This is a genomic window from Borrelia nietonii YOR (genome assembly GCF_023035795.1).
Classification (GTDB): domain Bacteria; phylum Spirochaetota; class Spirochaetia; order Borreliales; family Borreliaceae; genus Borrelia; species Borrelia hermsii.
Genome location: NZ_CP073153.1, coordinates 121010 through 143733, shown reverse-complemented (window position 1 = coordinate 143733; position 22724 = coordinate 121010). Strand labels below are relative to the sequence as shown.

28 protein-coding genes are annotated in these 22724 nt (G+C 30.7%); 26 read left to right on the top strand and 2 right to left on the bottom strand.

Going from position 1 to position 22724, the window contains the following annotated elements; translation table 11 throughout:
* Positions 1-868: 868 nt before the first annotated feature.
* A complete protein-coding gene (locus tag bhYOR_RS06000; protein ID WP_051480155.1) occupies positions 869-1684 on the bottom strand; it encodes a BB0158 famile outer surface lipoprotein in 816 nt (271 codons plus the stop codon).
* A gap of 269 nt (positions 1685-1953) precedes the next feature.
* On the opposite strand from bhYOR_RS06000, the gene bhYOR_RS05995 reads away from it, so the two are divergent.
* The 11 genes from bhYOR_RS05995 (at position 1954) to bhYOR_RS05950 (ending at position 11952) form a co-directional block, all read left to right on the top strand.
* On the top strand, positions 1954-2517 hold the full coding sequence (locus bhYOR_RS05995) for a hypothetical protein (RefSeq protein ID WP_040126267.1): 564 nt from the start codon (positions 1954-1956) through the stop codon (positions 2515-2517).
* A gap of 46 nt (positions 2518-2563) precedes the next feature.
* Positions 2564-3226 carry a hypothetical protein gene (locus tag bhYOR_RS05990; RefSeq protein ID WP_025400340.1) on the top strand — a complete coding sequence of 221 codons (663 nt, stop codon included), beginning with the start codon at positions 2564-2566 and terminating at the stop codon, positions 3224-3226.
* A 176-nt stretch (positions 3227-3402) separates the two neighbouring features.
* Complete coding sequence (locus tag bhYOR_RS05985; RefSeq protein WP_025434243.1) at positions 3403-4104, top strand: hypothetical protein; 702 nt, start codon at positions 3403-3405, stop codon at positions 4102-4104.
* Positions 4105-4571: 467 nt separating this feature from the next.
* The gene (locus bhYOR_RS05980) at positions 4572-5366 is read left to right on the top strand and encodes a hypothetical protein (protein ID WP_025434242.1); all 795 of its coding nucleotides are present in this window, start codon (positions 4572-4574) and stop codon (positions 5364-5366) included.
* A 25-nt stretch (positions 5367-5391) separates the two neighbouring features.
* Positions 5392-5523: a hypothetical protein gene (locus bhYOR_RS08155; RefSeq protein ID WP_281506149.1), complete on the top strand. Its 132-nt coding sequence runs from the start codon at positions 5392-5394 to the stop codon at positions 5521-5523.
* Positions 5524-5788: 265 nt separating this feature from the next.
* Positions 5789-7606 carry an Mlp family lipoprotein gene (locus bhYOR_RS05975; RefSeq protein ID WP_025434241.1) on the top strand — a complete coding sequence of 606 codons (1818 nt, stop codon included), beginning with the start codon at positions 5789-5791 and terminating at the stop codon, positions 7604-7606.
* A gap of 238 nt (positions 7607-7844) precedes the next feature.
* Positions 7845-9062 (top strand): hypothetical protein, encoded by a 1218-nt coding sequence (locus bhYOR_RS05970; RefSeq protein ID WP_025434240.1) that lies wholly within the window; start codon positions 7845-7847, stop codon positions 9060-9062.
* Positions 9063-9351: 289 nt separating this feature from the next.
* A complete protein-coding gene (locus bhYOR_RS05965) occupies positions 9352-9906 on the top strand; it encodes a hypothetical protein (protein ID WP_025400337.1) in 555 nt (184 codons plus the stop codon).
* Between the two features lie 62 nt (positions 9907-9968).
* Positions 9969-10568 (top strand): hypothetical protein, encoded by a 600-nt coding sequence (locus bhYOR_RS05960; RefSeq protein WP_025400336.1) that lies wholly within the window; start codon positions 9969-9971, stop codon positions 10566-10568.
* 182 nt (positions 10569-10750) lie between these two features.
* Positions 10751-11269 (top strand): hypothetical protein, encoded by a 519-nt coding sequence (locus bhYOR_RS05955; protein ID WP_247088477.1) that lies wholly within the window; start codon positions 10751-10753, stop codon positions 11267-11269.
* Between the two features lie 83 nt (positions 11270-11352).
* Positions 11353-11952 carry a hypothetical protein gene (locus tag bhYOR_RS05950; protein WP_025434238.1) on the top strand — a complete coding sequence of 200 codons (600 nt, stop codon included), beginning with the start codon at positions 11353-11355 and terminating at the stop codon, positions 11950-11952.
* 2 nt (positions 11953-11954) lie between these two features.
* Here bhYOR_RS05950 and bdr read toward each other — a convergent pair whose 3' ends face one another.
* Complete coding sequence (gene bdr / locus bhYOR_RS05945) at positions 11955-12863, bottom strand: Bdr family repetitive protein (RefSeq protein WP_025434237.1); 909 nt, start codon at positions 12861-12863, stop codon at positions 11955-11957.
* A gap of 470 nt (positions 12864-13333) precedes the next feature.
* On the opposite strand from bdr, the gene bhYOR_RS05940 reads away from it, so the two are divergent.
* The 15 genes from bhYOR_RS05940 (at position 13334) to bhYOR_RS05875 (ending at position 22695) form a co-directional block, all read left to right on the top strand.
* On the top strand, positions 13334-13885 hold the full coding sequence (locus tag bhYOR_RS05940) for a hypothetical protein (RefSeq protein WP_247088475.1): 552 nt from the start codon (positions 13334-13336) through the stop codon (positions 13883-13885).
* 48 nt (positions 13886-13933) lie between these two features.
* The gene (locus bhYOR_RS05935; RefSeq protein ID WP_025434236.1) at positions 13934-14524 is read left to right on the top strand and encodes a hypothetical protein; all 591 of its coding nucleotides are present in this window, start codon (positions 13934-13936) and stop codon (positions 14522-14524) included.
* Between the two features lie 134 nt (positions 14525-14658).
* Positions 14659-15186 carry a hypothetical protein gene (locus bhYOR_RS05930; RefSeq protein ID WP_025434235.1) on the top strand — a complete coding sequence of 176 codons (528 nt, stop codon included), beginning with the start codon at positions 14659-14661 and terminating at the stop codon, positions 15184-15186.
* Positions 15187-15288: 102 nt separating this feature from the next.
* Positions 15289-15543, top strand: coding sequence for a hypothetical protein (locus bhYOR_RS05925; RefSeq protein ID WP_025434234.1), 255 nt, complete (start codon positions 15289-15291; stop codon positions 15541-15543).
* Positions 15534-15608, top strand: a complete 75-nt coding sequence (locus tag bhYOR_RS08370) for a hypothetical protein (RefSeq protein ID WP_155265607.1) — start codon at positions 15534-15536, stop codon at positions 15606-15608. The genes bhYOR_RS05925 and bhYOR_RS08370 overlap by 10 nt, the downstream gene beginning before the upstream one ends.
* Positions 15609-15743: 135 nt before the next feature.
* A complete protein-coding gene (locus tag bhYOR_RS05920; protein ID WP_025434233.1) occupies positions 15744-16271 on the top strand; it encodes a hypothetical protein in 528 nt (175 codons plus the stop codon).
* 102 nt (positions 16272-16373) lie between these two features.
* Positions 16374-16973, top strand: coding sequence for a hypothetical protein (locus tag bhYOR_RS05915; protein WP_025434232.1), 600 nt, complete (start codon positions 16374-16376; stop codon positions 16971-16973).
* Positions 16974-17116: 143 nt separating this feature from the next.
* Entirely contained in the window at positions 17117-17644 is a 528-nt protein-coding gene (locus bhYOR_RS05910; RefSeq protein ID WP_025434231.1) for a hypothetical protein, read from the top strand.
* A gap of 71 nt (positions 17645-17715) precedes the next feature.
* A complete protein-coding gene (locus bhYOR_RS05905) occupies positions 17716-18315 on the top strand; it encodes a hypothetical protein (protein WP_025434230.1) in 600 nt (199 codons plus the stop codon).
* 118 nt (positions 18316-18433) lie between these two features.
* Entirely contained in the window at positions 18434-18955 is a 522-nt protein-coding gene (locus bhYOR_RS05900) for a hypothetical protein (RefSeq protein ID WP_025400329.1), read from the top strand.
* An 82-nt stretch (positions 18956-19037) separates the two neighbouring features.
* Entirely contained in the window at positions 19038-19670 is a 633-nt protein-coding gene (locus tag bhYOR_RS05895) for a hypothetical protein (protein WP_025434229.1), read from the top strand.
* Positions 19671-19768: 98 nt separating this feature from the next.
* Entirely contained in the window at positions 19769-20356 is a 588-nt protein-coding gene (locus bhYOR_RS05890; protein WP_025400327.1) for a BTA121 domain-containing protein surface lipoprotein, read from the top strand.
* A 132-nt stretch (positions 20357-20488) separates the two neighbouring features.
* Positions 20489-21088 carry a hypothetical protein gene (locus bhYOR_RS05885; protein WP_025434228.1) on the top strand — a complete coding sequence of 200 codons (600 nt, stop codon included), beginning with the start codon at positions 20489-20491 and terminating at the stop codon, positions 21086-21088.
* Positions 21089-21294: 206 nt separating this feature from the next.
* Positions 21295-21957, top strand: coding sequence for a BTA121 domain-containing protein surface lipoprotein (locus tag bhYOR_RS05880; protein ID WP_025434227.1), 663 nt, complete (start codon positions 21295-21297; stop codon positions 21955-21957).
* A gap of 144 nt (positions 21958-22101) precedes the next feature.
* Entirely contained in the window at positions 22102-22695 is a 594-nt protein-coding gene (locus tag bhYOR_RS05875) for a hypothetical protein (RefSeq protein WP_025434226.1), read from the top strand.
* Positions 22696-22724 lie beyond the last annotated feature (29 nt).

Below are 22724 nucleotides of genomic sequence, written 5' to 3'. Positions count from 1 at the left end.
TTGTTTTATAGTTATACTATCATTTTTACTTGAGAAGTACAAGAGTGTTACATGTTAATAAAGGGTATTAATAAAGAATTTTTTTAATTAAAGGTTTAATAGTGTTTCGTATGCAATTTGTGAAAGGTGTTCTAAATTTTTATACTTTTCTTAAGTTTTTTAAGTAAGATACAAGTAAAGAGGAAGTATTATGAAGAGACGTTGAAGGGGTTTGGAGTGGTATTTGCCATAAAATTATAGCTACTTCAAGGCCATAGCAGCCGCAGTTCACATTCTGTGAAGGTGCATTAATTGGACATTTTATTTAAAAAGAATCGGTTTTGGAAGTTATAATTAATTATTTTATTTAAAAAACTTGATTTATTTAGATATTGGTGTATGTTTATTATTAACAATAAATAAGGCAAGCAATACATGCTTGATTAAAGTGTTGGGGGATGTGGATTTATTTAGCTATTTTAGCTTTGTTGCTGTTTCCTTCTTTCACATATTGTGAACAAAAAACCTAAGTACTAAAGAAGGTGGTGGCTTGAGTTATAATATTGGCAGTTTAAGCAAACTTAATGCTTAAACTGCACCAATTTAAATACATATTTTGTTTAGCTGTTTTTATTTGTTATCTGTATTTATTTTAATTTTGATTTAATTTTGATGGTTGGGTGGTAGATTATTAGGATATATGTTATTTTTAAGATATTGTTGCAAAAGCACTTGAATTGTTTAATTATACATAAGTAATTAAGTGGCAGCTTTGCTTAATGCTAAGCTAGCGTTGTTATGATACAAGATCCTACACTATAGTCTATAAAGCTATGGTGTAGAATCTTTATTTTTATGTTTTTAATATTAATTAACACTAATTTTAACATCAAAGTTTAAAATTAGGCGCAGTCTTTGTAATATCAGGGTGTCGGTTTAATATGTCTTGTATTAACTTAACCAGATAGCTGGTATCAAGTAATATATGATACTCCTTAATGGTATTGCTTGCCTTATACTTAACCTTGATTTTGGCTTTTATGTATTGAGCTTGTGTAAGTGCTGGTATTACTTCTTTATTGTTATATGGTATCCAAAATGGGTTTGCATGAAAATATCCAGATTCTCCTGAGGGTTCTGTTGTTGCTGGTTTATATATTCCCTCAATTCCTGGATATCTTCTTGTATTGAAATCTAAGTGAGGTGTATCTGTTAAATTGAAGCTTATAACTTCAAGATCCTCACCACCATTTTTAGTGGTCTCGAATAATACAATAGGCATAATTTTGGTGTTAAAATAGCCGTTCAGTTTAACAGGGGATATTGAATAAGAATATTTAAGCTTATTTTCAAGAGTACTCATAATCTTTCCGTCCAGCCCTTTAATACTTATAGCTTTGTTTTTAATCCATGTTGCATATTTTGTTGTAATAATTAATGAAATTTTTTTGGTGCCTTCTAGCATTACATATGGTTCTTGCGTATTTTGTTTTAAAGTGTTAGAGGGAGATTCAAATCCCTTAGGTTTTGTGTGATTGAATTTACTTAGGTAATTATTACGTTTAATGGTGCGTCGTTTGCTTTCATCTTGATTGTAATTTAAATTTTGAGCTCCTTTATTATTGCATTGCATGCAAAATATTGCAGTGGGTACTAATAATAAAATCTTCATATCCATAAAATATTTCTCCTTAAACTTATCCATGAATTGCTCCATGCTGTTTTTCCTTAAGTTTATCCTTAAGTAACTTAGGGATAATTATTTATTAAATTTATTATATTCTTACATGGATTTCTATTATCGCATAAGTTTAGAACTTTATCATCTTGATTAAGTATCATATACATAATGTATATTAACATGTATTTGTCATTACAAGTAATTTGGTTCTTAAGATTTGTTATTTTGTTGTTATTTGTAAGTATAAATATTGTAAAAGTTTGAATAATATTTTATAATAAGGCTTAAGAATTATGTTGTTAAATGTTATTTTAATATCAACATTTTTAATTTTTAGCTGTTCACGTTCATCCTCAGAAGAGATTGAGGTTTTGCATGATGTTAATCATGGGAATCTTAGCACTAAGATGATTTTAAGAAATGATGTAGGTTCGATTCATATGAGTTATCCTGATAGGGTTAATGAGGATAATGATGATTACAATAATGATTACCTTGTTTTGGATTTTAATATTTCAGCTAATAAGCCTCTTAATCTTTTAAAGGTTTCCTTTAATGGTATTGAAGTGGAGCATAAATATTTACGGTCGTCTGATAGCCGACAGTTGGAACTTGCTGATGAGCAGTATATTTTGCCTTTTGATGATGCAATTGGACTTACAGGATTTTGGATTTACCTAAAGCCTGAGCTTAATGAATATTTAAAACTTGTAGAATTTGCAAAAAATGAAGGTCTTAAATTTGATGTTGAGTGTGTTGAGCGCAAGAGTGGTGTTAAGAGAAATATTTCTTTTAGCTTCAGTGTAAATGGTGCGCAGAAATTTTTTGACCTTGTTGATAAATTTAAAGCTATTTGAAGTTTTTGCTTAATTTTTTTAGTAAATATGTTTGGTGGATAAATATATGAATAAGATTAGGGCACTTGCATTGAAGATATATATTTTTTTGCTTATATGTTTTTCTATATTTTTCATATTCTTTTTTGTTATATACTTGAAGGATAAGGTATTAAGTAACTTATTCTCGAAAGAGCGTTATAGTTCAACTCCGCATATTAATATGATAAGGCGGAGTACTTATTTTAAAGAATTTGATTCAAGCGGTATAAAGAGTATTTTCTTTAAAGCGTTGTATGTTAGTGTCGAATCTGAAGATTTTAAGGCTTTAAAGGATTCCGAGAGAGAAGAGCTTGTTGCTTCTCATCCATCTTTTACTCTACGTTTGGAAATAGTTGATAAAGGCCGCTTAATGAAGTTTAAAAATGTAATTTTTGATGGAGTTGATGCTAGGCTTTATAATTATAAAATAACTAAACCAGAGTTTAACTCATCAGATGTGCCATATTTTCAAATTGTTGGTACTAATGATTTGGATCGGAAGTATTTAAAAGAGTATTCAGTTAAAGTAGTTAATGATTTGACTATTACACTTAATGAAGCCCTATTTAGAGCTTTGCGCGAGCAAGTAGGATTTAAAATTACTTTAGTCTCTCATGATGATGTTGAATATAGTATTGAGACTGTTAATTTCTTGTCCGAAGAAAGGTATTTTGATATTTTACATTAAAATTTAAAATTTATTTAATTTATCGTTGTATATACGCCTTATTTTTATAATAAAAATTTTGAAATTTTATTTGAATTTAAAATTTATTGTTGTATATTTTTTTTGTTCATAATTTGAGTTTTAAAGGTCGATTATGAATAAGAATTTATAATTAGGAGGGGAAATAAGAGAATATTATGAAAAAGTTACATATTATTTTTATATTTTTCAGTGTATTTATGTTTAGTTGTGACCTTTATGAAGGTTTAATGGCAGATGCTCAGTTGGGAGATTTGCGAGATAAGCTTATGTCTTCAAAGCAAGTGTCTTCAAAGCAAGTGTCTTCTGAGCCAGGGGCAGAAGATTTAATTGTTTCTGGGCTTGCATCTATTCTTGAAGGCGTTGGCGATGTTGGTGTTAAGGTGTTAGAAGCTGTTGCTGATGCTGTTCAAGGCGCAGAAGCTTCTGAGGAAGATGAAGCTGAGCAAGTTGAAGAGCAAGAGCAAGCTCAGGAAGAAAAGAAAGCTGAGGAAGTTGTTGAAGAAGTAGTTGATAGTCAAAGAGTAGAAGTTGCTGGTGCTGGTACTGGATCAGAAATTACTACTGATTTGAAAGTTGAAACTGGTAGTACTGATTCTGTAGCTGTTAAGACTGAAAGTGAGACTTCTAGCCAAGTAGAGGCAACCCCAAATGTTGTTCCAGAAGTAAAGGCTCCAGAAACATCATCCCCAAAGGTTGCTAAAGTAACAGAAAGTGGTAGCAAGGGTAAAACTGTTAATGCTGCTCCAAAAAAGAATGTTAAGTCTGCTGCTCCAAAACCTTCAACTAAGAATAATCAAAGAAGAAATTCTGGCTGGTCATGGTCATGGTCATGGTTCTCTTCTATGGGAGAATGGTAGTAGGGAAGTTATTGCTTTTGATCTACGAAGCAGGAGGTGTGCTAAACCAGGGATATTGATCTAGAAATGCAGGTACAGAAGTGTATTGAGTTGATAGATATGCAAATCCTGGAGAGGAAAATACGTTTAATGTGTGTTTTAAAAATTTAGAATATCTTGAGTTTACTTTGTAAGTTAATGTCTTAATTGATAAACCCTAGAGTTTGTGAGAACTTTAGGGTATTTTTTGTTTATTTAATTTAAGTTTGTTTACTTGCTTTTATTTCCAATAGTTTTCAAGGTTTATGTCAGTAATGATAAAGATTTTTAGGGTATTTTTTTAAAAAAAACTTTGAAATTTTATTTGAATTTGAAATTTTATTTGAATTTAAAATTTATTGTTGTATATTTTTTTTGTTCATAATTTGAGTTTTAAAGGTCGATTATGAATAAGAATTTATAATTAGGAGGGGAAATAAGAGAATATTATGAAAAAGTTACATATTATTTTTATATTTTTCAGTGTATTTATGTTTAGTTGTGACCTTTATGAAGGTTTAATGGCAGATGCTCAGTTGGGAGATTTGCGAGATAAGCTTATGTCTTCAAAGCAAGTGTCTTCAAAGCAAGTGTCTTCAAAGCAAGTGTCTTCAAAGCAAGTGTCTTCTGAGCCAGGGGCAGAAGATTTAATTGTTTCTGGGCTTGCATCTATTCTTGAAGGCGTTGGTGATGTTGGTGTTAAGGTGTTAGAAGCTGTTGCTGATGCTGTTCAAGGCGCAGAAGCTGCTGATGGTAATCAAGGCGTAGAAGCTTCTGAGGAAGAGCAAGGGGCAGCTAAGGAAGCTGAAGAGGAAAAGGAAGCTCAGAAAGAGGAAAGTTCTGGTGAGCAAAAAGAGGAAGTTGTTTCTGAGCAAGGAAAAGTTGCTGCAGAAGAAGTTGCTGCTCCAAAAGCAGAGGAAGCTGGTAGTCAAGGAATAGAAGTTGTTAGTGCTGGTACTGGATTAACATCTCCTGCTGGTTTGAGTGTTGAAAATGAAAGTGTTGGGACTGCAGAAGTTGTTGAGCCAAAAGTAAAGACCCCAGAGGTTTCTGAGAAATCAGAAAGCACTAAGACTGTTACCCAAACATCAAAAGGTACTGTTTCTTCAACACCAGCTAAAGCCCCATCTGCTGCTAAACCAAAAGCTGCTGCTAAGCCACGCTCTTCATCTGGTTGGAGTGGAATAAAAGGTTTATTTAGTTCATTCTTTGGTGTTTCTTCTACATCATATCATGGGATTTAAAGTGTAGGAGTTATTTAGATTAACTATGAAGCAAAAAGTGCTCTTTTTTAAAGGGCACTTTCTTAAGTATAGTAGAGGGTACAGAGGCAGCATTGTTCAGGTAATGGTAGAACAAGTGATGTTAATAAGTAAATTTAAAATAGAAAAGTACATTTAATGTGTACATTCATGTGTATTTAAGTCTATAAGATTTAGCAGTTTTTTGTACATTAATGTTGTTAATTGATATACCCCAAATTTACGTTAACTTTGGGGTATATTTTTTTCTTTCATTTTCAATAATTCCCAAGGTCTATGCTAGTAATGAGTAAGGTTTTAAGGGTATTTTTTTTAAATAAAAATTCAAAAAATTACTTTAAATTTAAGTTTATTGCTGTAAATTGTTATTCTAATACTTATGGAATTTGTATAGGAGGATGGATATGAGAAATCTTGGTATTGTTATTATGTTTTTAAGTGCATTTATCTTGAGTTGCAAATTCTACCATACTACAAGTGAGAGTAACTGGGGGATTGATGAGCGTGGATCTGTTCAAGATATAAGAAATTCTATTGCTTTTGAGCTTCAAAATCTAGATAATATTGGCCAAAGAGGTATAATTGGTGGTGCTGTTGGGAATGGAGTTATTGGTGACCAAAAGGGCAAATCTGGTGGTCAAGAAATAAAGAAAGATACTGCTGCTAGTGGTGAGGGGGTTGATGCTGAATCTAAGCAAAATGCTTCCCAAAAACCAGGGGATTCTCCTCAAGAAGAAGGAGCTGATGGTGCTTCCCCAAGATCAGGGGATTCTCCTCAAGAAGGCGCTGCTTCCCAAGAAGGAATTGGTAGTGCTCCCCAAGAAGGAGCTGGTGATGCTTCTCAAGAAGGAACCGGTAGTGCTTCACAAAAAGGGGATAAGAGTAATCTTCAAGGAGTTATAGCTGCTGGTGGAGTTTCAATTGGTGGTTCTGGAGCAGGAACTGCTGTTTCTGATGGAAATTCATCTGGTAGTCAAGAAGCAGAATCTGTTGATGGGAAAAATGTTTTAGCTGATAGTAAGAGTGTGGGTACTTCTAATTTAGATATTAAAGCTCCTAATTTAAATGTTAAAGTTGAGGGTGATATTTCTACTAGCCATGAAACAGAAGGAGTTATTGCTAGTGGAGATTTAACTAATACAACTAATACTATTATTACTAGTGAAGTTGCTACTGCTGCAAGTCAGGCAATAGTGTCTGGAGCAGAGAGAGGAATTACTGCTATTAAAGATGCGATTGCTGTTGTTTCAGGAACACAAAAAGGAACAGAAAAAGAAACACAAAAAAATTCACAAAAAGGAACACAAACAAAGACACAAAAAGAAGCAGGAAAAGGAATAGAAAATATTGCAGCACAAAATGTTAAGTTTGCTGTTTTGGGTACAGTAAATAAAATTGTAAATGGTGTTGCTGATGGGATTGCTAATGTAATTGAGCATGGACTTGAGAATGGGACTAATAATAAAGTTAAGGATGGAATTAAGGCCGCTAGTAGGGGAGCAGGGACTTTTGTTACAGCCGCTATGCAAGGAGCAGGGGTTGTTCTTGATTCTCTTCAAGATGTAGGGAATTTTGTGATGGATGCTACCCGCAGCATGGGAGATGTGTTTGCTGGTATGGGTTCTGGTGTTTCAAGTGTAAACAGCGGTATGACTGTTAGTTTAAGTTCTAATGAGACTCAAACAATTGAGCGTTTAGCAGAATATCTTCAAAGTGCAATTAAGGTTAATGGTGATGAAGCTTCTAGGCAGAGTAAATTAGAGAATGGACGTCAAAAATTCTTTGCATGGTTGAAAGAAAAGGATATTGATTTTTCCAAGAGAAAAGAATTAGTTCAAGGGATGCAGAGAGTGTATGATTTCATCAAAGAAAAGAGTTCCAACTCAAGAGAGCTTCAGGCTTGGGTTTTAGGTGTTGTTGGAGATGATGATACTGTTGTTGACGTTGATAAAGATGATGAGTTAAATAGTGATGTGGAGATAGACTTTTTAATAAAGAAAACCCTTAGCTCTAGAGATTATAGTGGGTTTGCTGTTAGTTTATTGTTTCAAGCATTAGCAGATACTTTTTATGATGATAGTGGTCGTGATAAGCCTGAGGAGCAAATATTTAATGCTTTAAAAGCGGCATTTTCTGATAATTCTAGTGAAGATGGGGGATTTGGAGAGTTTAAATCCATAATTGAAGCTAAAAATCAAGCTGAAGCTGAAGCTCTAAATTAATGTAATTAATGTAGTTTTAAGGATTTATCCTAGAGCTTACAAGCTTTAGGGTAAATCCTTATTTAATTTTACTCAGATTTAAGTGTATATGCGTGTATGTACATTAATACTGTCTATTATCTTATGATATTTTTAATAATAACTTGAATTATTACTTTAAATCTAAATTTGTTGATGTATATTATTAATTTAATATTTAAAAATTGGTGATATTTAGAATTTGATAAGGAGGAAAAGTTTGAAACTTTCAAAAATTTTTGTTGTGCTCTTAAGTGTTTTGGCATTTAGTTGTAATCTGTCTGACTTGCTTGATAGAGATGGTCAGGGCAGAGGAATAGGAGAGCTTTTTAAAGGTAGTCTGATGGCTGCTAAGCAAGGAGCAGATTATCTTGTAGATGCTCTTGAGGATGAAGATGAGTATGAATATATTTATGTTGATGAGGATGGCAACGTTGTTTATGTAGATTATGAGGGTGTTGCTGGTTATTATCCAGGAGCTGTTAATGAGCTTGAGGATAAAGATGGAGTTGATGTGTCTGCTGGTGGAGTAGTTGTTGCTAAGCCTGGTGAGTTAGCTGGTAGTGGGGACGTAAAAGTTGCTAGTATGCCTGCTGAGAGTCAAGAAGCTGTAACTGTTCAAGCAACAGAAGTTAAGCAGAATGAGCCAAGCGAAAAGGCAGCAGAAAAGGCAGAAGGAAAAGCAGAAGAGAAAGCAGATAAAAAAGAAGAAAGAAAATCAAGAAAACAAAAGTGCCGAAGAAATAGAAATAGAACTACTACTAGTCAAACTAGAGCACACTTAAGAGTTCCTGTATCTTCTACTTCCCAAAAAAAAGTTTTTTATTCTTCTTTGACTTCTAGTCCTGGGGCTGTTAGGTGTAAGTCATATTATGGCAGTGGTGGTATGGTTGTAGTTATTCCTGATGAAGAGAAAAAATTATTTGGGTATTTAGAGAAGTATCTTGAAGATGCTATTAAAGTTAATGGTAAATCAGAGTCTGAACAAAGAAAATATGAGACTGTGCGCGAGAAATTCTTTAATTGGTTAAAAAGAAATGATACTACTTCTTCTTTTAGAAGAGTAGAATTGGCACGAGCTATGAAGGGAGTATTTGATTTAATAAAATCAAATGCTAGAAGTTCACAAGAGATTCAGAATTGGATTAGTCAGGGTAAAGATAAGGAGATTTTAAGTCAAGCTGGAATTAGTTCTGTTAGTGATCTAAATAGTGATGCTGCGGTAGACGCTTTAATTAAAAGTTCAGTTAGTTCTAGATACTATAGTGGGACTTCTTTAAGTCTATTTTTCCAAAGCTTAGCAGATATTTTTGCAAATGGTAATGATTACAGTGATGATTCTTTTGATTGGATATTTAGACAGATGAAATCAGCGTTTAAGGGTAATTCTAATCTTAGTGATGATTTTCGTGCATTAAGTTCCAAAGTTAAGGGATAGATTTAGTTAAATATTAGTATGTTTTACCCTAGAGCTTATAAGCTTTAGGGTAAATTTATTTTTGCCCGTTTAATTTAATTAGTTAATTAGTTTATTAGTTTATTTTTTTGTTTTCCAAGTAATTTTTGAAGTTTGATCTATTGATCTATTTAGAATCTAGATTGATGGTTAGTGGTATATAAGATTAATGTCTATTTAGGCATGGACTTGAATATTCATTTATTTTCATTTATGTTATTATCAATGTTATTATAGATGAAAATTTAATCTTTTAGGGGAGTATTTAATTATGATAGTAGAGAAATTCTTTTTAAAATTATTATTTACAGTCAGTTTCCTTGTATTTTGTTTTTATAATACTTTCGCTAAAGAATCCGAACAGTTTACAGCATCTTATTTCAGCAACAAAAGTGGTACAGGTGGTTTTGCATTGGATTTGATTAATGATGATGGTAGCATGCTTGTAATTAGTTATAATTCTTATTTGGGTGGTTCTGTAAAGGTATATCTTGATCTTAAAAGTGATCGTGAAATTTACCTAAAGAGGATCAAATTAAATGAAAATGATGTCTGTATGTACGATATTTTTACCTTGGATAGGTTAATGAAGGTGTCTAATCGGGATAAAAGGTGGGGTAATGGTTTTGATCTTAATTTTCATAGTTGTAAGTCAGAGTGGAGAGAACTGATTAAAAAAGCCAAGGGTGACTTAAAATTTAATGTTGAGTGTATTGAAGAGATGGGTAAACTTGAGAGGAAGTATACTTTTAAAGTTAGTGCAGCAAATTTGAGTAAATTGATTGATCTAATAGAACAGGTGCATGGTTTTGAATTATTACCGTAGTCATTTATCTTAAGGTTATCTTAAAATTGTTATTTGAAGTTGTTATCTTTAAGGAGGCATATATGTTTACTCAAGTGATTGCTAGAGTATTAATGTATTTTCAATTTTATGTGTTGGGTGTATTTTTGCTTGGGGCTGAGCTTGAATCATCTTGTGAGAGTAAATATTTTTGTAGTAAGCGATATTCTGAAGAATTTAAGTCTGGTAGCATAAGGCGTATTTCTTTTAGGAGAGGGGATCTCTCAAAGTCTTATAGGGAAGAGATAAAGACAATGCATAATGAAGAGTATAGAAAAGCAATTGAAGAGGGTTACCCATCTTATTATTTAGAGCTTGAAATAGTTGGTGAGCCGAGAGCAATTAATTTTAAAAGGGTCGTTTTTGATGGTGTAGAAGCAGAAGTATCAATATTTGATCTTTATGAGCCTAGTGTGCAACTTGCTGAGATTAAAGATTTTCAGATGGGAGAGCCTGATGTTAATAAAAGATTTTTAAACCTTATCTTTCCAATACCAGTGCATAATACTTTTACTATTGTTCTTAAAAAGAGATTTATTGATAAACTTAAAAAGAGAGACAAAATTAAAATTACTCTGACTTCTCATTATGATAAGGAGTTTGTTTTAGAGACTTATAATTTTATCAAAAAATATGGCTTTTAAAGTTAAATATTCATTATTGTAGGCATTATTGTAGGAATTTCATAAATTTAGATTAATATTTAAAGGTTTTAAGCAAGGTTGATTAATACCGTCTTTAGGTATAGACTTGAGGCATATGTATATTTTTGATGAAAAATTTAATTTTAGGAGAGTCTTTAATTATGGTAGGAGAAAAACTTTTTTTGAAATTATTATTTATAGTCAGTTTATTTGTATTTTGTGATTTGTTTGCAAAAGAGTCTGAGGAGCTTAAAGCACATTATGCAGGCAATAACGATAGATCAGGCGAAATTTACTTGGGTTTAACTAATGATGATAATTTTCTTTCAATGAATTATTCTAATTATACTGGATATGTGCATGTAAATTTTGGGCTTAAGAGTGATCGTGAGATTAAGTTAAAGACAATTGACTTAATGGGAAGTATTGTTCATATTGATAGGTCTGCCGATGAGGGGGTGATTGATATGAACAATCGGGATGGAAAATGGGTTTTGGAGAGAGGGCTATTTTATTTCGGTAAATTCACGTCAGAGTGGAGAAAACTTATAAGGCAAGCTAAGGGTGACTTAAAGTTTTGTGTTACTTGCGTTGAATCTGAGAATAGGCTTTTAAGGAAATATTACTTTAAAGTTAGTGCAGTAAATTTAAGTAGATTTGTTGATCTGCTAGAACAAGTAGATAGTTTTGAAGCATCATAGTAGTTATTTATCTTAAGTTTATCTTTAAAAATTGTTATCTTAAAGTTGTTATCTTAAAAATTGTTATCTTTAAGGAGGCAGATATGTTTATTAATGCTACTAAGGTAATTTGCCGTTTATGTTTATTGTGCTTAATAGGTGTATTTTTGCTTGGGGTTAAGCTTGAATCATCTTGTAGAGATGATTCTTATTGTAACAGGGAATATTCAAAAGAGTTTAACTTTGGTAGCATAAGGCGTATTGTTTTTACTGAAGAGGACCTTGCAGGGTCTTTTAGGGAAAAGATAAAGAGAATGAGTGATGGGGGGTATAAAAGTGCAATGCTAAAGGGTTACCCATCTTATTATTTAAAGTTTGAAATAGTTGATGGGCCGCGGGCAGTTAATTTTAAGAAGGTTATTTTTGATGGCGTAGAAGCAGAAGTATCCATATTTCATCTTTATGAACCTAATTCTGAATTTGCTATGATTAAAGATTTTCAGATGGGACGTCCTGATGAGAATCCGAAATTTTTAAAAGTTATCTTTCCAACACCAGTGTATAATACTTTTATTATTACTCTTAGCAGGCGATTTGTTGATAAGCTTAAAGCTAGAGATAGACTTAAAATTACTCTAACAACACATTATGATAAGGAGTTTGTTTTAGAGACTGATAATTTCATTAGAAAATATGAATTTTAAGTTTACTTACTTAACATTGATATTAATGCTAAGATTATTCCTATATTAAGTGTAATAATAGTTCCAAACATCCAAGTATGTAATCTTGATGTACTTTTAGATTCCATTTTATTAATATCTATTTTATTGTCAAGTTCATTGAATTTAGTATCAATCTTAGTGTTAAGATTATTCTCAACAGTATCTATTTTATTGTCAAGTTCATTGAATTTAGTATCAATCTTAGTGTTAAGATTATTCTCAACAGTATCTATTTTATTGTCAAGTTCATTGAATTTAGTATCAATCTTAGTGTTAAGATTATTCTCAACAGTATCTATTTTATTGTCAAGTTCATTGAATTTAGTATCAATCTTAGTGTTAAGATTATTCTCAACAGTATCTATTTTATTGTCAAGTTCATTAAATTTAGTATCAATCCTGGTGTTAAGATTATTCTCAACAGTATCTATTTTATTGTCAAGTTCATTAAATTTAGTATCAATCCTGGTGTTAAGATTATTCTCAACAGTATCTACTTTATTGTCAAGTTCATTGAATTTAGTATCAATCTTAGTGTTAAGATTATTCTCAACAGTATCTATTTTATTGTCAAGTTCATTAAATTTAGTATCAATCCTGGTGTTAAGATTATTCTCAACAGTATCTACTTTATTGTCGAGTTCATTGAATTTAATATCTACTTTGTTATTAAGTTCAGTTTTAACGGATATAATCTCAGATTTTAAGCTACGTTCTAACATTTCAAGTTTTAAGTTAAAATTACTCTCTAAATACTCAATATCTTTGTAAGTAAGCTCATTACGGTAATACCTGAAAGAGAGGTCAGCAGCAATATCTCTATTTATACCAGCTTTAATAAGTTCAGCTATAACCATTTGCTGTGTAATTACTGGTTGCGCGTGTCCCATAAGAATCTCCTTATATAATTATTATATAGTATTTTAAATGTTATAGGAACTTTACCTTAGTAAAATGTGCTTTAATCGCACCTAGAATTAAGAGTAAAGATACTGTTATGCATTTAGTTAATCGATGGGTCTTACCATTTCTTTGTACTGATAAGTGATATAGCAGACTTACTGCTAAAATTCAGGATACTTAAGAGCTTGTAATAAGGAACCTATTAAGGGAAGCAATTCTAGTAAATTTATTACTTACAAGTTTAATTGGGCAATCCTAATTATGCTGTATTTTTGTTTTAAGTTTAAGACTTAATTTTATTAAAAAATATGACTTTTAAAGTTAAATATTCATTATTGTAGGAATTATTGTAGGAATTTCATAAATTCAGATTAATATTTAAAGCTTTTGAGTAAGGTTGATTAATACCTGTTTTAGGTATAGACTTGAGCATATATATATTATTGATGAATAAGTGATGAAAAGTTTAATTTTAGGGGAGTATTTAATTATGAAGGTATATAAACTCTTTTTAAAATTACTATTTATAGTCAACTTACTTGTATTTTGTGATGTTTTTGCAAAAGAATCCTTTAAAATACGTCATTCAAGCAATAGTAATGGCTTAGGTAGCGTTAGATTATATTTGTTTAGTGATTATAATTTGTTTTCAATTTATGTTGGTGGTGATAATATACGTATAATGCTTGAACTTATGAGTGATCGTGCAATTAAACTAAAGTCGATTGATTTAATGGGAAGTGTTTTCCATGTGGGCTACAAATCTACCATGGATGAGTTAGTTGCTATGTATAATCGGGATGGAAGATGGACTGCTTGGGGGATTGATGTTTATTTGGCTAGCTACAAGTCAGAGTGGAGAGAATTTATAAAGCAAGCTAATGGAGAAGACTTACAATTTTGTGTTGTTTGCATTGAAGTTGAGCGTATGATTGAGCGGGAGTATTACTTTAAAATTAGTGCAGAAAGTTTGAGTAATATGCTTTATATCTCAGACTTATTACAATAATTAATTGCCCCTTAAATATATTGATAATATATTGTCGTGGAGGTATATGTGGTTACTAAGGTAATTTGTCGTTTATGTTTGTTGTGCTTGATAGGTGTATTTTTGCTTGGAGCAAAGGCGGGGTCATCTTGTGAGAGTGAAGGTTATTGTCGCAGGGAATATTCTAAAGAGTTTAACTTTGGTAGCATAAGGCGTATTATTTTTATGGAAGAGAGCCTTTCAGAGGCTTATAAAGCAGAAATAACTGTAATGAGTGATGAGAGATTTAAAAGTGTAATGCTAAAGGGTTACCCAGCTTATTATTTATCATTTGAAATAGTGGGTGAACCGCGAGCAATTAATTTTAAGAAGGTTATTTTTGATGGTGTAGAAGCCGAAGTATCCATATTTCATCTTGATGAGCCTAATTTTGAACTTGCTAGAATTAAAGATTTTCAGATGGGAAGACCTGATGTTAATCCGAAATTTTTAAACCTTATCTTTCCAGTTCCAGTGCGTAATACATTCACTATCGTCCTTAAGAAGAGGTTTATTGATAAACTTAAAGCTAGAGACAGACTTAAAATTACTCTAATAACTCATTATGATAAAGAGTTTGTTTTAGAGACAGATAATTTTATTAAAGAGTATGTAAGTTAAGGCTTTAAACTTAAACTTGGAAATTAATGTTGGCATATATAATTCATATATTAATGTTAAAAAAACATTAATGTTATATTGATATTTTTTAATTAAATTTTAATGAAAATTTAATTTTAGGGGAGTATTTAATTATGAAAGTATATAAACTCTTTTTAAAATTATTACTAGCAGTCAATTTATTTGTATTTTATGATGTTTGTGCTGTTGAGTCTGAAGAATTTAAAGTAGTGTATGGAAGCAATCAGCATAGATTAGGCGTTATTACATTGAATTTGACTGATAATGATGGGAATGTGTTTGCAATCAGTTATGATGCTTATTTTAATGATATAAACGTATCTCTTGATCTTAAAAGTGATCGTGCAATGCGATTAAAGAAGATTGACTTAAATGGAAAGTTTCTCTATTTTTACATGAAGAGCGCTGTCATTAATGAATCCCTTGGTAATGGGAAATGGAGTAGTAGTGTTGATCAGTTTGATTTTAAGCATTGCAAGCCAGAGTGGAGAGAGCTTATAAAGCAAGCTAATGGAGGAGACTTAAAATTTAATGTTGAGTGTATTGAAGAGATGGGTAAACTTGAGCGGAAGTATTGCTTTAAAGTCAGTGCAGCAAATTTGAGTCGCTTACTTGATATTTTTGAAGTAGTATATTATTAATATTTTTAAATCATTACAGTAGTCATTTATCTTAAGTTTATCTTTAAGATTGTCATCTTAAAAGTTGTTATTTTAAAAATTGTTATCTTTAAGGAGGCATATATGTTTACTCAAGTGATTATTCGAATGTTAATGTTTGTTCAATTTTGCGTGCTAGGTGTATTTTTGCTTGGAGCTAAGATTGAACAATCTTGTGAGAATAAATATTTTTGTTACAGGCGATATTCTAAGGAGTTTAACTTTGGTAGCATAAAGAGTATTTATTTTGTAGAAATGGATCTCTTGAAGTCTCGTAGGGAAGAGCTAAAGACAATGCGTGATGAAGAGTATAGAAAGATAGACTTAAAATTACTCTAATAACTCATTATGATAAGGAATTTGTTGTAGAGACAGATAATTTTCTTAAAGAGTATGAATTTTAAGGCTTTAAACTTAAACTTGGAAATTAATGTTGGCATATATAATTCATATATTAATGTTTAAAAAACATTAATGTTATATTGATAATTTTTTAATTAAATTTTAATGAAAATTTAATTTTAGGGGAGTATTTAATTATGAAAGTATATAAACTCTTTTTAAAATTATTACTAGCAGTCAATTTATTTGTATTTTATGATGTTTGTGCTGTTGAGTCTGAAGAATTTAAAGTAGTGTATGGAAGCAATAAGCCTAGATTAGGCTTTATTACATTAAATTTGACTGATAATGATGGTAATGTATTTGCAGTCAGTTATGATGGTTATTTTGATAAGATAAACATATCTCTTGATCTTAAAAGTGATCGTGCAATGGAACTAAAGAAGATTGACTTAAATGGAAAGTTTCTCTATTTTTACAGGGAGAGTGGCGTCATTGATGAAGCTCTTGATAATGGGAAATGGAGTAGTGATGTTGATCAGTTTAATTTTAAGCATTGCAAGCCAGAGTGGAGAGAACTTATAAGGCAAGCTAATGGAGGAGACTTAAAATTTAATGTTGAGTGTATTGAAGAGATGGGTAAACTTGAGCGGAAGTATACTTTTAAAGTTAGTGCAGCAAATTTGAGTCGCTTACTTGATATTTTTGAAGTAGTATATTATTAATATTTTTAAATCATTACAGTAGTCATTTATCTTAAGTTTATCTTTAAGATTGTCATCTTAAAAGTTGTTATTTTAAAAATTGTTATCTTTAAGGAGGCATATATGTTTACTCAAGTGATTATTCGAATGTTAATGTTTGTTCAATTTTGCGTGCTAGGTGTATTTTTGCTTGGAGCTAAGATTGAACAATCTTGTGAGAATAAATATTTTTGTTACAGGCGATATTCTAAGGAGTTTAACTTTGGTAGCATAAAGAGTATTTCTTTTGTAGAAATGGATCTCTTGAAGTCTCGTAGGGAAGAGCTAAAGACAATGCGTAATGAAGAGTATAGAAAAGCAATTGAAGAGGGTTATCCAGATTATTCTTTATCGTTTGAAATAGTTGGTGAACCTCGGGCAGTTAATTTTAAAAGTGTTATTTTTGATGGTGTAGAAGCAGAGGTATCTATATTTAATCTTTATGAGCCTAGTGCGCAACTTGCTGGAATTAAAGATTTTCAGATGGGATCGCCTGATGTTAATAAAAGTTTTTTAAACCTTATTTTTCCAATACCAGTGCGTAATACTTTTACTATTCATCTTAGAAAGAGGCTTATTGATAAGCTTAAATCTAGAGACAAAATTAAAATTACTCTAATAACTCATTATGATAAGGAATTTGTTGTAGAGACTGATAATTTTCTTAAAGAGTATGAATTTTAAGTTTTAAACTTTAAATTGGGAATTAATATTGGCATATATAATTCATATATTAATGCATATATTAATATGTATTTTAGTAAAACATTAATGTTATATTAATGTAACATTAATGAAAATTTAATTTTAGGGGAGAGTATTTAATTATGAAAGCATATAAACTCTTTTTAAAATTATTAATAGCAGTCAATTTACTTGTATTTTATGATGTTTGTGCTCTTGAGTCTGAGGAGTTTAAGATATATTATTTCAGCAATCAGAATAGATCAGGCGGCATTACATTGAATTTAACTAATGATGATGGTAGTGCGTTTGTAATTGGTTATAACTCTTATGTTGGTGTTGTAAATGTATATCTTGAGCTTAATAATGATCGTGAAATTGAGTTAAAGACAATTGATTTAAATGGAGAGTCGCATTGTATTTACGGGAGGACTTTCAGCTTGTCTGGGATGACTGGTAATCATAAGAATGAAAGATGGTATAGTACTATTGGGATTGATTTTGAGAATTGCAAGTTAGAGTGGAGAGAACTGATTAAAAAAGCCAAGGGTGACTTAAAATTTAATGTTGAGTGTATTGAAGTTGAGAATAAACTTGAGCGGAAGTATACTTTTAAAGTTAGTGCAGCAAATTTGAGTCGCATGATTGATATTTTCGAAGTAGTATATTGATATTTTAGGACCTACAGTAGTTATTTATCTTAAGTTTATCTTTAAAAGTTGTTATCTTTAAGGAGGCATATATGTTTACTCAAGTGATTATTCGAATGTTAATGTTTGTTCAATTTTGCGTGCTAGGTGTATTTTTGCTTGGAGCTAAGATTGAACAATTTTGTGAGAATAAATATTTTTGTTACAGGGAATATTCAAAAGAGTTTGACTTTGGTAGCATAAAGAGTATTTCTTTTGCGGAAGAGGATCTTGCAGAGTCTTTTAGGGAAGAAATAAAGAGAATGAGTGACAGGGAGGATACAAGTGGGATGCTAAAGGGTTATCCAGCTTATTTTTTATCATTTGAAATAGTGGGTGAACCGCGAGCAGTTAATTTTAAAAGTGTTGTTTTTGATGGTGTAGAAGCCGAAGTATCAATATTTAATCTTTATGAGCCTAGTGTGCAACTTGTTAGAATTAAAGATTTTCAGATGGGATCGCCTGATGCTAATAAAAGATTTTTAGAAATTATTTTTCCATCTCCAGTGCATAATACATTCACTATCAGCCTTAGAAGGGGGTTTATTGATAAGCTTAAATCTAGAGACAAAATTAAAATTACTCTAATAACTCATTATGATAAGGAGTTTGTGTTAGAGACTGAGAATTTTCTTAAAGAGTATGAATTTTAAGTTTTAAACTTAAATTTGGGAATTAATATTGGCATATATAATGCATGTATTAATATGTATTTTAGTGTTATATTAATGTAACATTAATGAAAAATTAATTTTAGGGGAGTATTTAATTATGAAAGTATATAAACTCTTTTTAAAATTATTAATAGCAGTCAGTTTATTTGTATTTTATGATTTGTTTGCAAAAGAGTCTGAAGAGCTTAGGGTATCTTATTTAAGTAATAAGATACTCTCAGGCAACATTAATCTAAGTTTAACTAATGAGGATAATTTGTTTGAAATTAATTATGATTATTATAAGAGCTATATGAGCATATTTGTTGCGCTTAAGAATGATCATGAGATTAAGTTAAAGACAATCGACTTAATGGGAAGTGTTGTTCATATTGATAGGTTTCCCGATGAAGAGGAAGTTGATATGTATAATCGGGATGGAAAATGGACTAGAATTGATGGGATTTATTTTGAGGCTTACAGATTAAAGTGGAAAGAATTAGTTAAGGAAGCTAAGGGTGACTTAAAATTTAATGTTATTTGCATTGAGCCTATGAGTGGGCTTTCGAGGGAATATAATTTTAAAGTCAGTGCGGCAAATTTGAGTCGATTTCTTGAGATTTTCGAACCATTACCGTAGTTATTTATCTTAAGTTTATCTTTAAAAGTTGTTATCTTTAAGATTGTTATCTTAAGAATTGTTGTCTTTAAAGGAGGCATATATGTTTACTCAAGTGATTGTGAGAATGTTAATGTATGTTCAATTTTGCATGTTGAGTGTGTTTTTGCTTGGAGCTGAGATTGAATCATTTTGTGAGGGTGGATATTTTTGTTACAGGCGGTATTCTAAAGAGTTTGACTCTGGTAGCATAAAAAGTATTTCTTTTTTAGAATCGGACATGACTGAGTCTTATAGGAAAGAGATAAAGACAAGAGCATACAGCAAGGAGTACATAAAATCAGTTGAAGAGGGTTACCCAGCTTATTATTTAAAGTTTGAAATAGTTGATGGGCCGCGAGCAATTAATTTTAAAAGTGTTGTTTTTGATGGTGTAGAAGCCGAAGTATCAATATTTAATCTTTCTGATCCTAGTGTTCAACTTGTTAAAATTAAGGATTTTCAGATGGGAGACTTTAAGATGGGAGACTTTAAGATGGGAGACTTTGATGTTAATGTAGGATTTTTACAACATACATTTCCAGTTCCAGTGCATAATACATTCACTATCAGCCTTAGAAGGAGGTTTATTGATAAGCTTAAAGCTAGAGACAGACTTAAAATTACTCTAACTTCTCATTATGATAAGGAATTTGTTTTAGAGACTGAGAATTTTCTTAAAAAATATGGGTTTTAAGGTTTATTATTGTTTGTTAAATATAAAGCAAAGATGATAAACTTATAATTAGATTAACTTATAATTAAGCCTATTTAAATATATTTGGGAGAATGTTTATGGATATTTATAATAATAAATTAAAGAAATTAAAAATAATAATGGTAATAATAATATTATTAAATAGTTGTAACTTCAAAGATGAAGCTTTGGGTAGTGAGCCTGGAAAGGGTGATGCAATGAAAAAATTAAAGGATGCCAGAACACCTATTCAAATTTTATTAGATGACTTTAATTTTTCTGATGAATACAAGGCAGCTGTTTTTTATATAAAAAAGCCATTAACTGATTCTGATATTGGGCGTGTAAGAGGCTATAAGACTTATACTGATGCTGAATTTTACGATTTATTAGTCAAATTGGGGAAATATAAGCTTAAAAATAGTGTAAGGATAATTTTACTTACCCTTAGAGAACGACGAAATGCTTTTGATGCTATTGATACTATTAAAAAAAATCAAGCTAAGAAAGATGAACTTGCGCAAAATTTTGATAATATAGATAATGCATACCGTACATTTTTAAAATCTGTTTTTAACATAGCTAATGTTGATGTGATATTTAATAATATTAAAAATCATACTGGCTCACAAGGGTTTGCTAAGATTAGAGATGACGCATGGCTTGTTTTGCGAAATGAAATGTAGCAGAGAGTGCCTTAAGATACGCAATTTAAATAAATTGTTTATTTATGATTTATTAATGAACTTTAAATAAACAATTTAAAAGATAATGTTGAATAGTCTATTTAATATATTGTTATCTTAAAGGAGGCATGTATGTTTATTTGGGTTACTCAGGTAATTTGTCGTTTATGTTTATTGTGCTTGATGGGTGTATTTCCGCTTGGAGCTGCGCTTGAATCATTTTGTGAGAATGAATATGTTTGTATTAAAGAATATTCTCAAGAGTTTAATTTTGGTGGGATAAGGCGTATTATTTTTGCGGAAAAAGTCCTCTCAGAGTCTTATAAGGAAAAATTAAAGACGCCATATTATGATAGGTCCAGAAAAGAAATTGAAGAGTCTTATCCAGATTATTCTTTATCATTTGAAATAGTGGGTGAACCGCGAGCAATTAATTTTAAAAGTGTTATTTTTGATGGTGTAGAAGCAGAAGTATCAATATTTAATCTTTATGATTATAGTGCGCAACTTGCTGGAATTAAAGATTTTCATATGGGGCATCCTGATGTTAATCCGAAATTTTTAAAAGTTATCTTTCCAATACCAGTGCATAATACTTTCACTATTCATCTTAGAAGGATGTTTGTTGATAAGCTTAAAGCTAGAGATAAAATTAAAATTACTCTAATAACTCATTATGATAAGGAATTTGTTTTAGAGACAGATAATTTTATTAGAAAATATGAGTTTTAAGTTTTATGTTTATTAAAATTTATTATCAAGATTTAAGAGACTTAAGAAATTTAAGAGACTTAAGATATTTAAAATTAACTTTTTATGCACTTTTTAGCTTAAATATTTAATATTATTTAAGAGTAGTATTAAGGGTAATTTAATTTTTTACAGATTAAAGATAAGCAAATATATTAGGTATAATTAAATATTGATGGAGGATATTTATGGATATTTATAATATTATTTTTAATAATAAATTAAATAAATTAAAAATAATAATGATAATAATAATATTATTAAATAGTTGTAAATTCAAAGATGAAGCTTTGGGTAGTGAGCATGGAAAGGGTGATGCAATGAAAAAACTAGATGGAAATGGGAAACTAGATGAAAATGGGAAACTGGATGAAGATAAAAAACTAAAGGATGCCAGAACACCTATTCAAATTTTATTAGATGGCTTTAATTTTTCTGATGAATACAAGGAAGCTGTTTTTTATATAAAAAAGCCATTAACTGATCCAAATGCAGGAGCTCCGAGTAACAAGACTTATACTGATGCTGAATTTTACGATTTATTAGTTAACTTGGGTAAAGACAGGCTTGAAAACATCGCGAAAGGGATGTCAGTGACTTTGAGGGCACGAAAAGGTATTGTTGATACTATTGAGGCTTTAAAGGATCAAACCGAGAAAGATGAACTTGATTTCTATCTTGTTGTTGTTGACAAACAGTATTTTAGTTTTTTAAAATCTTTGGGTAGTGAGAATACTGTTGATCTGGTATATGGTGGGCTAATAAGTCATACTGGTAGTACCTTATTTGAGAGTATTAAGACCAAATTCCCTGATATTTTTCAAAATGGGGCACAGCAGAGAGTACCTTAAGATACGCAATTAAAGATACGCAATTTAAATAAATTATTTATTTATTGTGTATTAATGAACTTTAAATAAACAACTTTAAATAGACTATTAAAAGGTAATGTTGAATAGTCTATTTAATATATTGTTATCTTAAAGGAGGCATGTATGTTTATTTGGGTTACTCAGGTAATGTGTCGTTTATGTTTATTGTGCTTGATGGGTGTATTTTTACTTGGAGCTGAGGCGGGGTCATTTTGCGAGAATGCATTTTCTTGTTACAAGGAATATTCTCAAGAGTTTAATTTTGGTAGCATAAAGAGTATTTCTTTCTTTAAAAAGTACATGACTGAGCCTTATAGAGAAAGGCTAAAGGCAGGCGAAGAGGATTACAAAAAAATGATGGAAGAGATTTATCCGATGTATACTCTGAGGTTTGTTATGGTTGAGCCTAGGCTAATAGATATTAAAAGTGTTATTTTTGATGGTGTAGAAGCAGAAGTATCCATATTTGAGTATGATGGATTTGATGAGCGACTTGCTAAAGTTAAAGATTTTCAGATGGAAGCGCCTGGAATGGATAATAAATTTGCAGAATTTATATTTCCAATACCAGTGCATAATACTTTCACTATTCATCTTAAGAAGAGGTTTATTGATAAACTTAAAGCTAGAGACAAAATTAAAATTACTCTAATAACTCATTATGATAAGGAATTTGTTTTAGAGACAGATAATTTTATTAGAAAATATGAGTTTTAAGTTTTATGTTTATTAAAATTTATTACCAA

Coding starts and splice junctions, on each gene's coding strand:
- bhYOR_RS05930 (WP_025434235.1), top strand. CDS start 14,659: ATGAAAGTATATAAACTCTTTTTAAAATTATTACTAGCAGTCAATTTA.
- bhYOR_RS05965 (WP_025400337.1), top strand. CDS start 9,352: ATGATAGTAGAGAAATTCTTTTTAAAATTATTATTTACAGTCAGTTTC.
- bhYOR_RS05900 (WP_025400329.1), top strand. CDS start 18,434: ATGAAAGTATATAAACTCTTTTTAAAATTATTAATAGCAGTCAGTTTA.
- bhYOR_RS05905 (WP_025434230.1), top strand. CDS start 17,716: ATGTTTACTCAAGTGATTATTCGAATGTTAATGTTTGTTCAATTTTGC.
- bhYOR_RS05880 (WP_025434227.1), top strand. CDS start 21,295: ATGGATATTTATAATATTATTTTTAATAATAAATTAAATAAATTAAAA.
- bhYOR_RS05925 (WP_025434234.1), top strand. CDS start 15,289: ATGTTTACTCAAGTGATTATTCGAATGTTAATGTTTGTTCAATTTTGC.
- bhYOR_RS05910 (WP_025434231.1), top strand. CDS start 17,117: ATGAAAGCATATAAACTCTTTTTAAAATTATTAATAGCAGTCAATTTA.
- bhYOR_RS08155 (WP_281506149.1), top strand. CDS start 5,392: ATGAAGCAAAAAGTGCTCTTTTTTAAAGGGCACTTTCTTAAGTATAGT.
- bhYOR_RS05890 (WP_025400327.1), top strand. CDS start 19,769: ATGGATATTTATAATAATAAATTAAAGAAATTAAAAATAATAATGGTA.
- bhYOR_RS05995 (WP_040126267.1), top strand. CDS start 1,954: ATGTTGTTAAATGTTATTTTAATATCAACATTTTTAATTTTTAGCTGT.
- bhYOR_RS05915 (WP_025434232.1), top strand. CDS start 16,374: ATGTTTACTCAAGTGATTATTCGAATGTTAATGTTTGTTCAATTTTGC.
- bhYOR_RS05980 (WP_025434242.1), top strand. CDS start 4,572: ATGAAAAAGTTACATATTATTTTTATATTTTTCAGTGTATTTATGTTT.
- bhYOR_RS05950 (WP_025434238.1), top strand. CDS start 11,353: ATGTTTATTAATGCTACTAAGGTAATTTGCCGTTTATGTTTATTGTGC.
- bhYOR_RS05940 (WP_247088475.1), top strand. CDS start 13,334: ATGAAAAGTTTAATTTTAGGGGAGTATTTAATTATGAAGGTATATAAA.
- bhYOR_RS05985 (WP_025434243.1), top strand. CDS start 3,403: ATGAAAAAGTTACATATTATTTTTATATTTTTCAGTGTATTTATGTTT.
- bhYOR_RS05975 (WP_025434241.1), top strand. CDS start 5,789: ATGAGAAATCTTGGTATTGTTATTATGTTTTTAAGTGCATTTATCTTG.
- bhYOR_RS05960 (WP_025400336.1), top strand. CDS start 9,969: ATGTTTACTCAAGTGATTGCTAGAGTATTAATGTATTTTCAATTTTAT.
- bhYOR_RS05875 (WP_025434226.1), top strand. CDS start 22,102: ATGTTTATTTGGGTTACTCAGGTAATGTGTCGTTTATGTTTATTGTGC.
- bhYOR_RS06000 (WP_051480155.1), bottom strand. CDS start 1,684: ATGGATAAGTTTAAGGAGAAATATTTTATGGATATGAAGATTTTATTA.
- bhYOR_RS05920 (WP_025434233.1), top strand. CDS start 15,744: ATGAAAGTATATAAACTCTTTTTAAAATTATTACTAGCAGTCAATTTA.
- bhYOR_RS05885 (WP_025434228.1), top strand. CDS start 20,489: ATGTTTATTTGGGTTACTCAGGTAATTTGTCGTTTATGTTTATTGTGC.
- bhYOR_RS05895 (WP_025434229.1), top strand. CDS start 19,038: ATGTTTACTCAAGTGATTGTGAGAATGTTAATGTATGTTCAATTTTGC.
- bdr (WP_025434237.1), bottom strand. CDS start 12,863: ATGGGACACGCGCAACCAGTAATTACACAGCAAATGGTTATAGCTGAA.
- bhYOR_RS05990 (WP_025400340.1), top strand. CDS start 2,564: ATGAATAAGATTAGGGCACTTGCATTGAAGATATATATTTTTTTGCTT.